The sequence below is a fragment of the Nonomuraea roseola genome (assembly GCF_039535395.1).
Taxonomy (GTDB): domain Bacteria; phylum Actinomycetota; class Actinomycetes; order Streptosporangiales; family Streptosporangiaceae; genus Nonomuraea; species Nonomuraea roseola.
Genome location: NZ_BAAAXC010000015.1, coordinates 405,032 through 418,770 on the forward strand (window position 1 = coordinate 405,032; position 13,739 = coordinate 418,770).

At 68.4% G+C, this 13,739-nt stretch carries 14 protein-coding genes and 2 pseudogenes; 8 read left to right on the forward strand and 8 right to left on the reverse strand.

Features of this window, described 5'->3' with window-relative positions; translation table 11 throughout:
• Positions 1-79 precede the first annotated feature (79 nt).
• Both ABFX55_RS49945 and fxsT read right to left on the reverse strand, forming a co-directional pair.
• Positions 80-566 (reverse strand): annotated as a pseudogene (locus tag ABFX55_RS49945) (SRPBCC family protein).
• Positions 490-2,073 (reverse strand): FxSxx-COOH system tetratricopeptide repeat protein, encoded by a 1,584-nt coding sequence (gene fxsT, locus ABFX55_RS24935; RefSeq protein WP_346124783.1) that lies wholly within the window; start codon positions 2,071-2,073, stop codon positions 490-492. The pseudogene ABFX55_RS49945 and the gene fxsT overlap by 77 nt, the downstream one beginning before the upstream one ends.
• A 790-nt stretch (positions 2,074-2,863) precedes the next feature.
• Between fxsT and ABFX55_RS24940 the strand changes: the two genes are divergently transcribed.
• The 3 genes from ABFX55_RS24940 (at position 2,864) to ABFX55_RS24950 (ending at position 5,261) form a co-directional block, all read left to right on the forward strand.
• Positions 2,864-4,132, forward strand: a complete 1,269-nt coding sequence (locus ABFX55_RS24940; RefSeq protein ID WP_379479115.1) for an IS256 family transposase — start codon at positions 2,864-2,866, stop codon at positions 4,130-4,132.
• A complete protein-coding gene (locus tag ABFX55_RS24945) occupies positions 4,129-4,365 on the forward strand; it encodes a hypothetical protein (RefSeq protein ID WP_346124785.1) in 237 nt (78 codons plus the stop codon). The genes ABFX55_RS24940 and ABFX55_RS24945 overlap by 4 nt, the downstream gene beginning before the upstream one ends.
• A gap of 143 nt (positions 4,366-4,508) precedes the next feature.
• On the forward strand, positions 4,509-5,261 hold the full coding sequence (locus ABFX55_RS24950) for a class I SAM-dependent methyltransferase (protein ID WP_192774997.1): 753 nt from the start codon (positions 4,509-4,511) through the stop codon (positions 5,259-5,261).
• A 221-nt stretch (positions 5,262-5,482) separates the two neighbouring features.
• Here the strand turns inward: ABFX55_RS24950 and ABFX55_RS24955 are convergent, their stop codons facing one another.
• From ABFX55_RS24955 to ABFX55_RS49950, 3 genes and pseudogenes are all read right to left on the reverse strand, one after another.
• Positions 5,483-5,947: a hypothetical protein gene (locus ABFX55_RS24955; RefSeq protein ID WP_346124787.1), complete on the reverse strand. Its 465-nt coding sequence runs from the start codon at positions 5,945-5,947 to the stop codon at positions 5,483-5,485.
• A gap of 86 nt (positions 5,948-6,033) precedes the next feature.
• Positions 6,034-6,258: a hypothetical protein gene (locus ABFX55_RS24960; RefSeq protein WP_346124789.1), complete on the reverse strand. Its 225-nt coding sequence runs from the start codon at positions 6,256-6,258 to the stop codon at positions 6,034-6,036.
• Positions 6,259-6,260: 2 nt separating this feature from the next.
• Positions 6,261-6,413: pseudogene (locus ABFX55_RS49950) on the reverse strand (DUF4158 domain-containing protein); the annotation flags it as partial.
• A 158-nt stretch (positions 6,414-6,571) separates the two neighbouring features.
• Between ABFX55_RS49950 and ABFX55_RS24965 the strand changes: the two are divergent.
• The 3 genes from ABFX55_RS24965 to ABFX55_RS24975 all read left to right on the forward strand — a co-directional run bounded on the left by ABFX55_RS24965 (position 6,572) and on the right by ABFX55_RS24975 (position 8,924).
• A complete protein-coding gene (locus ABFX55_RS24965) occupies positions 6,572-6,907 on the forward strand; it encodes a PadR family transcriptional regulator (protein ID WP_346124791.1) in 336 nt (111 codons plus the stop codon).
• Complete coding sequence (locus ABFX55_RS24970; protein WP_346124793.1) at positions 6,904-7,857, forward strand: permease prefix domain 1-containing protein; 954 nt, start codon at positions 6,904-6,906, stop codon at positions 7,855-7,857. Before ABFX55_RS24965 ends, ABFX55_RS24970 begins: the two co-directional genes overlap by 4 nt.
• A gap of 101 nt (positions 7,858-7,958) precedes the next feature.
• Complete coding sequence (locus ABFX55_RS24975; protein ID WP_346124794.1) at positions 7,959-8,924, forward strand: NAD(P)-dependent alcohol dehydrogenase; 966 nt, start codon at positions 7,959-7,961, stop codon at positions 8,922-8,924.
• A 347-nt stretch (positions 8,925-9,271) separates the two neighbouring features.
• Here the strand turns inward: ABFX55_RS24975 and ABFX55_RS24980 are convergent, their stop codons facing one another.
• Positions 9,272-10,057 (reverse strand): tyrosine-type recombinase/integrase, encoded by a 786-nt coding sequence (locus ABFX55_RS24980; protein WP_346124796.1) that lies wholly within the window; start codon positions 10,055-10,057, stop codon positions 9,272-9,274.
• Positions 10,058-10,510: 453 nt separating this feature from the next.
• Entirely contained in the window at positions 10,511-11,281 is a 771-nt protein-coding gene (locus tag ABFX55_RS24985; RefSeq protein WP_346124798.1) for a class I SAM-dependent methyltransferase, read from the reverse strand.
• Positions 11,282-11,675: 394 nt separating this feature from the next.
• On the opposite strand from ABFX55_RS24985, the gene ABFX55_RS24990 reads away from it, so the two are divergent.
• Positions 11,676-11,939, forward strand: coding sequence for a nucleotidyltransferase domain-containing protein (locus tag ABFX55_RS24990; protein WP_346124800.1), 264 nt, complete (start codon positions 11,676-11,678; stop codon positions 11,937-11,939).
• A gap of 134 nt (positions 11,940-12,073) precedes the next feature.
• Positions 12,074-12,577 (forward strand): S1 RNA-binding domain-containing protein, encoded by a 504-nt coding sequence (locus tag ABFX55_RS24995; protein ID WP_346124802.1) that lies wholly within the window; start codon positions 12,074-12,076, stop codon positions 12,575-12,577.
• Positions 12,578-12,580: 3 nt separating this feature from the next.
• Here the strand turns inward: ABFX55_RS24995 and istB are convergent, their stop codons facing one another.
• Positions 12,581-13,363 carry an IS21-like element helper ATPase IstB gene (istB, locus tag ABFX55_RS25000; protein ID WP_346124804.1) on the reverse strand — a complete coding sequence of 261 codons (783 nt, stop codon included), beginning with the start codon at positions 13,361-13,363 and terminating at the stop codon, positions 12,581-12,583.
• Positions 13,364-13,739: the final 376 nt, after the last annotated feature.

Sequence of the window (13,739 nt, forward strand, 5' to 3'; positions counted from 1 at the left end):
GCGGTGATGTGGCTTTGACTGCGGCCAGGGTTCGTGAGGCGGCAGCAGGGGTGCGACGTACGCGCATGTTCGACCAGGTTCAGGGGAGTTCCTGGCGTTCTGCGGTTTCGCCCAGACGATGGAGCAGGTGCGTCCAGCCGTCGCTGGTCTCCTCTTCGAGTACGGCCGGCAGACCGCTGTGGCGCAGGGTGAGCTCGGTACCGTCACCGTCCGGGGCCAGGGTGACTTCGACTCGGGATGCCTCTGGTGCCATGTCGGGCGCTCCCGGTGTGGCCTCCCAGTCCGAAGGTGAAGACGAGACGTTCATACGGCACGAACTCCACGAACCGTCCGCGCATCACCGGGCGTGGGCCTTCATGCATCGCAACCTGCAAGGTGCCGCCGGGGCGGGCGTCCAGCTCGGCCGTTCCCCACCATCGCGCCAGGCGTGCCGGGTCGGTGAAGAACCGCCAGACCGTCTCGGGACGCGCACGAATGTGCAACGTCTGCTCAATCGTCCTGCTCACGGTGTTTGGCGCGGTGGTCGCACAGCTGGCGGCCGAGAGTGCGGGCGGTGCGAAAGTCACCGGCGGCGCCGAGATACGTGGAGATTTCGAGCAGAGCGTCGGAGCCGGGCGGCAAGACGGTGAGGGCGTGCGGCAGCAACAGTCGATAGCCAGGCCAGGCTCCGGGTGCGCGGGGTGTGCCGGGAAGGGCCTGTTGCAGGATGCTGTCTGCGGCAGCGGCCCAGGCGGTGCGCTGGCCGGAGGTGACCCGGTCCAGGGTGACGGCCTGAACCAGGCGGTGCACCGAGACCAGCCCGTTTTGCGGCCGGCTGATCAGGCAGTAGCGACGGAGCGCGGTCACTGCGGTGTTGACCTGCAGGCGTCCGGTGGGAAGCAGACCTAGCTGCTTCTTCGCGCCCTTGCCGGTGCCGAGGTGGACGAGCGCGTCGACATCGAGGTCGTCGAGCAGAAGCTGGTAGGGAATGTCCTCAGGCGCGTAGCAGGCCAGTAGCCGCAGCAGGGCGATCGCCTGCGGGTTGGTGTCGTCGAGCTGTTGGAAGGCCATGTGCCAGGTTGAGGTGACCTTCTCGGCGTAGCCCCGTGGCTTGCCCTCGGCTAGCAGGTCGGTTCGGTGGCGGGTCAGCAAGGTGAGGTAGCCGCCCGGGTCGGTACCAGTTTCGGCCATGTAGGCGCCGGCCTGGTCCAGTGCCAGCGGCAGGGCGCCGAGCTCGGTCACCACGGCGGCTACCGCCGGTGTGTCATCGTGGCCGCTGCGCTGGAGCAGGAAGGCGGTGGCCGGTTCTGGATCCAGGGTCGGCAACTCCATCCCGCGCTGGAGTGGCCAACTGCCCGACCGGCTGGTGATCAGGACGTGCCCGGATCCGGCTGGTGGAAGGAAAGCCTGCACGGCGTCGGCATCGGGCGCGTTGTCGAAGATCAGCAACCATCGGCCAGGGTAGGCGGCGAGCGCGGCGTGGACCTGATGGACCGGATCGGCGGCGTCGGCCTGGTGCCGAGCTCCCAGCTGGGCGGCCAGATCGGCGAAGGCGGCCGACAGCAGGGTGGGTTCTTCTGCGGGCAGGTGCCAGGCCAGCTGGTATTCGTGCAGGTAGCGGTGGCCGTATTCGGTCACCAGGCTGGTCTTGCCGACGCCGCCCAGGCCGTGGACCGCTACCACCCACGGCAGCGTCAGGGCCGCGCTGAGGCGGTCGTGCAGGCCGGCCAGCGCTTCATCGCGCCCGGCTAGTTGGAGCGGGCGTGGCATCAGATGCACCGACCAGGAGGGCGCCCGCAGCGGCGGCACGTGTAGCGCGACCTGTCCGACCAGCATGCCGCCCGACATCATGCCCACCGCCGGCGAGCCCGACCCCGTCGAGGAGGCCGCGACCGGAGGCGAAGACGGGGCGGGCAGACGCAGCTGCAGCCATACCCCAACCCCGCCGAACAGCAGCCCGGCCACCATGCTGATCACACTGGCCCGCTTGTCGAGCACCTCCAGCAGTTCCCCGGGAAGATAGAGCGGATCGGCCAGGAAGAACCCGGCCGCTCCCCCCACCAGCGTCACCAGCGCCGCCGACCAGGCCAGCACGCGCGGCCATCGGCGGCGCCGCGCTGGATCGGGTGTCTGCCGAGGGGAAAGGAGCGTCACTCCCCCATAGTGATCCGATCACCACCAAAAGCACGCACCCGTTCGCAAACCGCTACCCCCGCCTGGCACTCGGCCGACCGGGAGGTCACCCCATCGGGCTTGATCCTGCCTCCTAGCTTCTGCCCGGCGTATGCGCCGCTACGGTGGCGCATATCGTCGGCGGACACACCGAGGCATGGCCACCGTGGGCACTGCCGTGAGCACCGTCACCGTGAGTGCCGTCCACCAGCTGAAGGTCATCTTGCGCGGGGTTCAGCCGCCGGTCTGGCAGCGCGTCCACGTGCCGTCGATCGCAACCCTGGACCAGCTACACGAGGCAGGTCGCGATGGGCTGGCAGCAGCACCATCTGCACCTGCTCTGCAGCAGGCCCCTGCGTCATCTCTTCCCGGGCCAGCTGTCTGTGCGGGTTACCCGACGACTTGCAATGACGAACGGGTCTAGTCCACATAAGGTCAAACCCGCATTCAGCGGATCACGAACGACTGTTGTTCCTGATGAAACGCGAAATTTCAGGCGTCAGTGAGGTAGGCCAGGATGCGTTGGGCGGGGTGGCGGTCCAGCTGGTAGCGGGAGCGCGGCACTGGGTCCGGGGGCGTGGGCGGAGCAATGATCGAAACCTGTGGATCTGCCGGGAAGGGGTGTACCTTCCCGGATCATCCGATGATGGTTTCGAGATAAGGCCGACGCGCCAACGTCGGTCGGGAAGGCACACCCGTGCCGCTCACCGTAGTGCCCGAGCTGCCCGCTGACGACCACGACCATACGGCGAGCGCCGTCTCGCCCTCGCTGATCGACCAACTCGTCCGCGAGGGTGCCCGCAAGATGCTGGCCGCCGCGTTGCAGGCTGAAGTCGAGGCCTACATCGCCGCCTCCGCCGACGAGCGCGACGAGAACGGCCGCCGCCTGGTCGTGCGTAACGGCTCTCACCAGCCGCGCGAGATCCTCACCGCGGCCGGCGCGATCGAGGTGGTCGCCCCGCGGGTCAACGACAAGCGCACCGACGAGCAGACGGGCGAGCGGCGGCGGTTCTCCTCGGCGATCTTGCCCGCCTGGGCGCGTAAGACACCACAGGTCAACGAGGTGTTGCCGCTGCTGTACCTGCACGGCCTGTCCTCCAGCGACTTCGTGCCCGCGCTGGGTCAGTTCCTCGGCTCGAGCTCGGGCCTGTCGGCCTCGGTCATCACCAAGCTCACCGAGACCTGGAAGGGCGAGCAGCGCGCTTTCGCCGCCCGCGACCTGGGAAGCGTCGACTACGTCTACCTGTGGGTCGATGGCATCCACGTCAATATTCGGCTGGAGGAACACAAGCTGTGCCTGCTAGTGATGATCGGCGTGCGCGCCGACGGCCGCAAGGAACTCGTCGCCCTGTCCGACGGCTATCGCGAGTCCACCGAGTCGTGGGCCGACCTGCTGCGCGATGCCAAGCGGCGTGGCATGTGTGCTCCGGTGCTGGCCATCGGGGACGGCGCGCTCGGCTTCTGGTCGGCGCTGCGCGAGGTATTTCCGCAGGCCAGAGAGCAGCGGTGCTGGTTTCACAAGATCGCGAATGTGCTCGGGGCGCTACCGAAGTCCGCCCATCCTGGCGCGAAGAAGGCCATGGCCGAGATCTGGAACGCCGAGGACAAGACCCACGCCCAGGCCGCGGTCAAGGACTTCGCCGCCGCCTACGGCGCCAAATATCCCAAGGCCGTCGCCAAGGTCGTCGACGACCTCGATGAGCTGCTGGCCTTCTACGATTTCCCGGCCGAGCACTGGGTGCATCTGCGCACGACCAACCCCATCGAGAGCACCTTCGCCACCGTCCGACACCGGACCAAGGTCACCAAGGGGCCGGGCTCCCGCGCCGCCGGGCTGGCGATGGCCTTCAAACTGATCGAGTCGGCCCAGGCCCGCCGGCGCGCCGTGAGCGCACCTCACCTGGTCGCCCTCGTCCGTGCGGGCGCCCGCTTCGAACGAGGCGTTCTGCTGGAACGTCACGAGGGGAAAGACGCCGCATGACCAGCCCCGACCGCTACGACTACTGCGGGCTCTACCTACGCGGCGCAAGCGAAGAGGCTGCGATCGAGCTGACCGCTCGTGCCCTGGGCGCGATACGTGATGGCCGCCTGCTGCGCGTCGGCACCATAGAGATCGAGATCCGGCGCAATGACAACTGCACTCACGATGGGGCCGACTTCCCCATCTGGCCGATCAAGATGGAGATAGAAAGAGGGAACGCTACCAGCCATTGATCTTGGTGTGGCGGGTCATCACCGCGGCGAAGCGGAGGTTGGCGCGGATGACGGTAAAGCTGTTGTCGCGGCTGTGGCGCACACGCTTGAATCAGCAGGCCACCACGGCCAACTGCGGATGAGTCGGAAGGAGGAGGCGCTTCATGAGTGAAGCGTTCTACTCGCACGCGAGGCTGTACGACCTCATGTTCCCGGGCGGCGGGCCCGCAGTCGACTTCTACCGGGCCGACGCCAATCGGCAAGGCGGGCGCGTATTGGAACTCGGGTGCGGCACCGGGCACAAGCTGATCCCCATCGCATCTGACGGGCATCCGTGCGTCGGCGTGGACTTCTCATCAGACATGCTGGCTGAGGCTCAGCGTAAGGCGAACGAGCGCGGTGTGGCGGTGGAATGGGTGCAGGGCGACATGCGGGCCTTCGATCTGGGCCGCACATTCGACTTCGTGTTCATCACAGCCAATTCCCTCCTGCATCTGCATGATGCTGAGGATCTGGTGAGCTGCTTCCGGTCGGTTCGACGACACCTGGCGCCTGGAGCACGGTTCGTCTTCGATGTGTTCAACCCGAGCGTGCGCCTCCTTGCCGAAGCCGATGGCGTGCGGCGCACCCGGGAGTCGTTGTCGTTCATGGATCCTGACCGTGGCAACGTCAGCGTCGATGTCGCTGAGATCTACGATGCGCCCGCGCAAGTCACACGCGGGACGTGGCACCTCTCGACCGACTCCGAACCCGACTTCGTCGTCGCACCGCTCGAAATCAGGAGCATCTTCCCGCAGGAGCTGCCGCTGCTCGTCTCGCTCGGCGGCCTTCGGCTCGTCGAGCGCTTCGGCGACTGGTCCGGTCGGCCATTTGCCGTGGATACGCCGCTTCAACTCTGCATCTGCGAGTCCGCGTGACTGAAGGCGAGAGCACAGTCTCGGTCAAGCAAAACTCGCCCTGGCGAACGACACGCATCCCGCACCGTCGACAGGCACTTCTACAGCCCGCGTCGTACCGGGGGTGCCGGTAACGTGCGGAAGTGCGCCCGGCTACCGTGATCGGTATGGGGCTCTCCTCAGCCGTCAGACTGGGGATTTCGCTGTCCAGTGGCGGCTGACCCTGCTCGAGAGGACTGCGTTCAGGGGAAGAGATTCGGCCAGTTGCCGCCGCGAGCCCGTACGTCCGCGGCCACCTCTTTCACCGACCGACCGTCGGTGTCCACGCGCAGATCCCCTGCCCCGGCGCTGTCGAGCGCCTTGGCCTCGAACGCCGCTCGTTCGGCGATACGGTGCAGGGCGTCCGAGCCCAACCCCCGTAGCTCATCACCCGGTGTGGCCGGCCCGCCTCCCCGGCCACGCTGCGCGACGCGCTCGGCCAGCGTTTCTGGCCCCGCATGCAAGCGGGACACAGTCAAGGCCGTTCCGGGCAGCAACTCGGCGTAGCCGCGGACAATGTCGTCGGAGTCGGCCTCCCCGGAGACGACCAGGCACTGGGCGCCAGCCGCGCGGTGCCCTGCCCAGATGGCCGCGAGGTTGCGGGCCTTCAGGCGATGGCTGTCCACGTCGTCGTCCGCGGCGGGACGCAGCGCCCCGATCTGTTTCACATCGACGTCAGAGGTAGAGAAACGTTGGTCATCCGCGCGACACTAGCGGGCTCCCGGTGCAGCGATCGAGTTCATTTTTGCCGCCGTCAGGGGGCGGGTGAGGCGCCGAATAGGACGCGCGGTTCCAGGTCCAGCCGGGTGGCGGGTGCCTGGTCGGGCGGGCTGAGGTTGAGGGTCCAGTTGCCGAACCTGCGGATGGTGTGTGTGATGTAGGGCGAGATGGTGGCCAGGTCGTCCAGGTCGACGGGGTGGCCTTCGGCGGCCCCGCGATCTTCGGGAAGTACCCCAGCCGCTGGTAGGACTTCAGCCACACCGCCAGCGCCAGCGCCAGCAGATGATGCTCGTCCTGAGTACGGCCCCGTGCCCACTCCACCTCTGCATCAGTCGGGGTGAACACCTCGGCCAGCTCACGCGCCGACACCACCCGCCCAAACCGCGGATACGCGGTCCGATCGATCGAGGTCACGCACAACCCCCGAGACCGTCACCAACACGATGACGACCACCTTAACGATCAACCTTCAGCCCGCGGTGTCTTTCTCCCGTATTCCGGCTGCCCCCCGCTGGTACGGGGGGCTGCCGCGCATGTTGTCATACTGTGCGACACACACTATTGTGACACACATGCCAAGCGATGAGCTCCTCTCGGCGCACCTGCAGGAACTGCGCAGAGGAACTGTCGTGCTCGCCTGCCTGCTCATCCTCAAGCAGCCCAACTACGGGTACGCGCTGCTCGACCTGCTCGACCGGCGCGGCTTCGCCGTCGACGCCAACACGCTGTACCCCCTCCTGCGCCGCCTCGAGAAGCAGGGGCTCCTGACGAGCGACTGGAACACCGAGGACTCCAGGCCGCGCAAGTTCTACCGGACGAGCGCCGAGGGCGTCGCGCTCGCCGACACCCTGAGCCGCGACTGGGACGCGCTCCACACCGCGTTCCGCACGCTGAAAGGCGAGTCATGACCACCTCGCGCACCCTCACCGACCGCTACGTCGAGGCGACCCTGCGCCGCGTGCCGGGAAGGCAGCGCCCCGACATCGAGAGGGAGTTACGCGCCTCGATCGCCGACGCCGTCGACGACCACCTGGCGGCGGGCAGCGACCCGGCGGAGGCGGAGCTCGCGGTCCTCACCGAGCTCGGCGACCCCGCGCGGCTGGCCGCGGGCTACGCCGACCGCCCGCTCCATCTCATCGGCCCAGGCCTCTACCTCGACTACGTGCGCGTGCTGACGGCCCTGCTCGCGACGGTCGTGCCCGCGGTCGCCGCCGTCGTCGGGCTCATGCGGGGCCTCCATGGCGCCCCGGCCCCGAGCGTGGCAGGCGACACTCTCAGCGCGGCTCTCACGGCCGGTCTCCACATCGCGTTCTGGACGACGCTCGTCTTCGTGATCATCGAACGCACCGCCGCCTCGCGCGGGACCCCCGCACGGCCATGGACTCCTGCCGCGCTACCCGATCCGCCGCCCAGCCGCCGCGCCAGGTACGGCGAGCTGATCGCCCTGACCGTGGTGACGGTCCTGTTCACCACCTTCATCCTGCTCTCGCCCGTGGTGAGCACCGAGACGGATGCGGATGGCGACGCCATCGGCCTGTTCTCGCCCCGGCTGTGGGAGACGGGCGAAGTCCACCTCTTCATCGCCCTGGTGATCGCCAGTCTCGCCTTCGCCTACGCCAGGCACCACGTCCGCTGGAGCGTTCCCTTCGCCGTCGCGGGCTCGCTGGTCGACCTCACCTGCCCGCTCATGCTGATCTGGCTGGCGGCGAACGACAGGCTACTCAACCCCGCCTTCGTCCAGGCGGCAGGCTGGCCGCCGAGCGTTCCGCAGTGGATCACCACGGGACTCGTCGTGCTCTCCATCGGCACGCTCGTCCACACCGTCCTCGACGGTCTCGCCCGCGCGCGCCGCCGCTGAGCCACGTCCCCTGCGCTGGCCTCTCCTGCCCTGGAACCGCCCAACGAAATCCCGAACTGCCCACCGGAATCTCGAACCGCCCACCGAAATGAGGAACAGCCGTGAAAGCGATCGTCTACGAGAAGTACGGCTCGGCCGACGTCCTACGCTACACCGACGCCGACAAGCCCGCCGTCGGCGACGACGAGGTGCTCGTACGGGTCAGCGCGGCCTCGATCAACCACGGCGACCTGTTCGCCATGCGCGGCTCCCCCCGCCTGGGGCGCCTGGCGTTCGGGATCGGCCGGCCCAGGCAGAACGTCCTGGGCCGGGCCGTCGCGGGGACGGTGGACGCGGCCGGCCGCGACGTGACGCGGTTCAAGGTCGGCGACGAGGTGTTCGGCGAGGTGAACCAGCGGGGCTTCGCCGAGTACGTCGCGGCGAAGCAGACCCTTCTGGCCGCCAAGCCTGCGGAGGTCACCTTCGAGCAGGCGGCCACCCTCCCCGTGGCGGCCGAGACCGCCCTGAAGGCGTTACGGCTCGGCGCGGTCGCGCCCGGCGGGAAAGTGCTCGTCAACGGGGCCTCCGGCGGGGTCGGCACCTTCGCCGTGCAACTGGCGAAGACGCTCGGCGCGCAGGTGACCGGCGTCTGCAGCACCCGCAACGTGGATCTGGTGCGCTCCATCGGCGCCGACCACGTGATCGACTACACCCGCGAGGACGTCACCCGGGGGAAGGTCCTGTTCGACGCCGTCATCGACCTCGTGGGCAACCACCGGCTCTCGGCGTTCCGCAGGGTGCTCACGCCGAAGGGCGTCTACGTCTCCTCCAGCGGCAGCGGCGGCCCGGTGCTCGGCCCCATCCCGCGGCTGGTCGCCGCCACCCTCGTCTCGCCCTTCGTGAGCCAGCGGCTCCGCGGCCTGTTCGCCACACTCGACGTCGAGGACCTGGCCCATCTCGCCGCGCTCGTCGTGGCGGGGCGGATCACCCCGGTGATCGAGCGGACGTATCCGCTGTGCGAGACCCCCGACGCCATCCGCTCCCTGGAGGCCGAACACGCGCGCGGCAAGATCGTGCTCACCGTGTGACGGCGCTCAGCTGGGGCGCGCCGGGAGCCGGTCGAGCGTGACCCCGAAATAGGTCCGGTGCTGCACTCGGACGAGGCCGGCGAGCTCAGGCAGGCGTTGACCGGGTGGGCGGAGATGATCGTCCAGAACTAGAGGAGCGGCCCCCCGATGAAGCAGGGGGCCTCCGCTCGATCGACCTACGGAGAGATCGCACCGTCGAGATCCTCTGCGGTGAGGGGATATGGGAACGCTCCATGTGACGGCTGGCGACTGTGGATGGTTGTCGGTGAATGACTTTCTGTTGGGGCTCCTGATCCGAGATAGCCAAGCGCCGCTCACTCTTTCTGAGAGGGCGATCGCGAGTCGTTTCACGATTCGGTGAGGTAGGCCAGGATGCGTTGGGCGGGGTGGCGGTCCAGCTGGTAGCGGGAGCGGTCGTAGCGGCGGGTGGTGCGCGGGTCGGCGTGGCCCATCGCGTCCTGGACGTCGCGCAACGCGGTGCCGGCGTCCAGGGTCAGGGTGGCGAAGCTGTGGCGCAGGCTGTGCGGGGACAGCTGGGCGGCTGCGGGGATGCGGGCCTGGCGGGCGATGCGGCGGATCAGCTTGGTGATCCCCCAGCGGTCCAGCCGTTTGCCGCCCGGGTGCGGGCCGGACGGCTCGGTGACGAACAGCGGCCCGGCCAGCCTCTCCCGCGGCGTGCCGTCGCGCGCCGCGCGGTCGTCCAGGTAGTCGTCGACGGCCAGGGCGATCGGCGGGGCCAGCGGGTAGGCGCGGGTTTTGCCGCCCTTGCGGCGCACGGTCAGCGTGCGGTAGCCGCGGTGGTGGCCCAGATCGGCGATGTCGGCGCCGCACACCTCGGCCACCCGCAGGCCCTCGGTGAGCATCAGGCCGAGCAGGGCCGCGGTGCGCAGCGCGCGCGGGCGGGCGTCGGCGCCGGCGGCGGCCAGGAAGGCGGCGGCCTCGGCGCGCGACAGGCTGACGGTGGCCGAGGCGTCGCGATCGAGGGCGGGGCGGTCCAGGCCGGCCAGCGGGTTGCGGGTGGCCACCTCGTGCGCGAGCAGGTAGCCGTACCAGGAGGAGACGACGGCCAGCTTGCGGGCGACGGTGGCCGGGGCGTACCGCTCGGCCAGCGTGGTCGCCCACAGGGTCCACATCGGCGCGGTAGGCGCGCAGCGGGTCCAGCCGCTGGCCGGCGCACCAGCGCAGGTAGCCGGTCAGGTCCGCGAGGTAGGCGGCGGTGGTGGCCGGCGAGGGCCGGGTGTGCAGCCAGACGGCGGTCAGCCGGTGCAGCCCGTAGCGGTCGGCCAGCCGGAGCGGGCCGAGGCCGGGCAGCGCGGCGACCGCGGCGGTGACCGCCTCGCGCCGGTCGGCGGCCGGCAGGCGGGCCAGCGCGGCGGCGCTCAGCGCGGCCGCGGCCGGGACGACGGCGTCGTCAGTGTCGTCGGTGCCGCTCTGGAGTGCACCGGCGGACGGCGGGAGCGCCGCGGGCGGCGCCGGGGCGTCCTTTGCAAGTTGGTCGTACTCCATAACTGATCCAGATGATGGCCGCCTGCACCCAGCAGGAGAGCCTCAAGCCACCTGAGGCCGTGATCATGGAACGCCGTGACTCATGCTCGTGAGCCGGCCAAGAGGAGGAACAGGGGAACGCGCTGGCGACGCGCGAATTCGGCCGTGTCGCCGTCGAAGCGATCGTGGCGAGGGGCGCACTCACGCAGCGAGGTGAGGGCAAAGTCCGCGCGGGTCAGGGCGGTGACGTAGTCCTCGATAGTCCGGTGATACCAGGTGACGCGGTTGCCCAACCAGTTGCGCTGACGTGCTCCGGGGTGGAAATAGTTGTCAACGACCCAGTTGGTGCGTGCCTCTTTCGTGCTCTGGCGAGCTTCGTGGGAGGTGATGACAGGGTGGACGACCGTGATCAGCAATCGCCCGCCTGGTGATAGGGAACTCCAGCAGGCCGACAGAACAGCGTCGAGGTCGTCGACGTAGTGCAGCGCCAGGCGGGAGATGATCAAATCGAACGTGTGCGGTGGGGCGGAAAACTTTTCGATGTCCATCCTCTCCACGCGGCCTGAGGTGCCTGCGAGGCTGGCCGTAGCCGCTCGGGTCATCTCGGTCGAGCCGTCGATTCCGAGGTAGCTGCGACAGCCAGCGGCGAGCAGGGTTCTGCCGATGACGGCGTCCCCGCAACCGAGGTCCAGCACGCGGAGGCCGGCGACTGGACCCAGTTCATCGAGGAGTACCGGTTCCTCCATGACGTGGTTTGGGCTGTGCACCCCGCTGTGGCGGTGCTGTAGGTAGCGTTCCATGACCTGTGGTGCGTCGTAGAAGGCGCCTCCTCGACCGGGGCCAGGTTCTCGAGGCGTATTCGATGTGATCACGATGCGAAGAATATGCGGGTCTGGTTCGCTGGGTTGATGCGACGAATCGTGGGATGACGCCTTGAAGGAAGCCCGTGCGGACGGTCAAGTGGACTCTTGCTCCGGACGACATCGGCATGAACTGTCGGCCACTTTCGTAACGGGCCAGGGAAGAACGGCGTGACGCCGCGATCCCCACCGTTGGCGTCGACCAGGATGCCGACGCGGGATCGCCGACCGGGTGGGAGAGCCAACTCGCCGAGCTGACAGGCCGCCTGACCAGGCTGATCGGCGTCATCGTCGCAGGTGTCCGTGACCACCAGGCCCCCGCGGCCGACTGAGGCCACGCCGCCGCCCGTGTCGTGGGATGGAAAACCCAGTCGCTGTTGATCAAGATCCCTGGAACCCTTCCGACATGAACGCGGACCCCATCGACCAGGCGCGACGTCTCGCCTGTGACCGTTTCCCCGATGCCCTCGCCGTGACCCTTGCCGGGTCGGCGGCTGCCGGGCGGGCCACTGCCCGCAGTGACCTGGACATCGCGGTGCTCGTCGAGGACGGCGGCGAGACCGGCCGAGAGACGATCCGGTTCGAAGGACGTGCCGTGGAGCTCTTCGTCCACACCCGTGCCGGTCTCGCGGACCTCTTCGCCGCCGACGTTGCCGCACGCTGGCTATGAACGCGGGAACGAGCACCAGTTCGTCACGGGTTTGAGCACCACCGACTGATCGTTGGGGTGCGCCGTGGTCACGAGTTTGGGCACCACTTCTGGATCTTGCCGTGGCTGGCGTGGGCTCGTAGGGTCGTCTCACGATGGTGGATGAAGGTGACCCGAAAGACGTCGTTGAGATCTTGCGGTCCTTCGAGCTGGGGCAGGTCTGCAGGGGCGTGGTGAGCTCTATCAAGCCGTTCGGCGTGTTCGTGGATCTGGGCGACGTCGATGGCATGGTGAACATGGCCGAACTGTCCTGGCGGCGGTTCGATGATCCGTCTGAGGTCGTCGAGGTCGGCCAGGAGATCGTGGTCATGGTCCTTGATGTCGATCTCGAGCGTGAGCGCATGTCGTTGTCGTTGAAGGCGCTGCAGGACGACCCTCTGGTCGAGCTGACTCGAACGCGCCTGGGCGCGGTGTTGAGAGCGCCTGTGACCAAGGTGATCCCGTTCGGGGTGTTCGTCGAGATCGGCGATGGGATCGAAGGTCTGGTCCATATCTCGGAGTTCCCCGATGGTGAGCTGCCTTCCGAGGGCCACGAATTGCTGGTCCGGATCGCTGATATCAACCTGGGGCGTCACCGGACCCGCCTTGAGCTCGCCTGATGGTCACGCTTCGGCGCGGGCTCGGGTTTGGGCGAGCCGGTAGGAGTCGGTGCCGGTCTCGATGATGTTGCCGCCGAAGGTGAGGCGATCGACGATCGCGGCGCAAAGACGCGGGTCAGTGAAGGTGCGGGTCCAGCCCGAGAACGACTCGCTGGACGCGACGGCGACGCTGTTCTTCTCCTCCCGCTCGGTCAGAACCTGGAAGAGGAGCTCGGCGCCGTGCCGGTCCAGCTCCATATATCCCAGCTCGTCGATGCAGAGAAGGTCGAGTCGTCCGTAGCGGGCGATGGTCTTGGTGAGGACCTTCTCGTCGGCGGCCTCGACGAGCTCGTTCACGAGTTTGGTGGCCAGCGTGTAGCGGACCCGGTGGCCTTTCATCGCGGCCTCGGTGCCCAGCGCGATGAGCAGGTGCGACTTGCCGGTTCCGGAGTCACCGATGAGGCAGAGCGGCTGGCCTTTGTCGACCCACTCGCAGGTAGCGAGGGTATGGATGACGGCGGGATCAACGTTGGGGTTGGCGTCGAAGTCGAAGGCCCGCAGGGACTTGTCGCGCGGGAACTGGGCGGCCTTGATGCGGCGTTCGGAGCGGCGGCGCGCGCGGTCGTCGCACTCAGCCATGAGGAGTTCGGCGAGGAACCCCAGACAGGACATCTGGTCGCGGGCGGCGGTTTCGGCCAGGTCGGGGAACTGGTTGCGGATGGTGGGCAGGCGCAGCATCCGGCAGGCCTGGTCGATAGAGGCCTGGGCGGCCTGCTCGGTCATGCCGCGGCGGCGGGGCGTGGTCACGGTGTTCCTCCCTGGGCAGGACGCTCGCCGGCCGGTCGAGCGTGGCGGAGTAGCTGGTAATAGACCGCCACCGAAGGCAGAGGCCTGCGATCAAGGGGCAGCTGGATCAGCCGCCGCTCGGTCAGGGACGCGACCCGCTCGCGGCGCCCCAGCACGACAGCGTCTTGCGCGGGTCGGGTCCTCTCCTCGTCCTCGCCGGCCTTGCGGGCCTCCAACGCGACCGCGTCAAAGCCGCAGATCAAGCACCCTGCGATGAGTCATGAAGCGGTGCAGGCTCATCACATGTTGTGGGCAGGCGCCGACCTCAGAGCCTGACCGGGCGAGGGCACATGATGCCCATCCCCAGACCGGCCTCAGCCGGCGCCTGCTTTGTCTG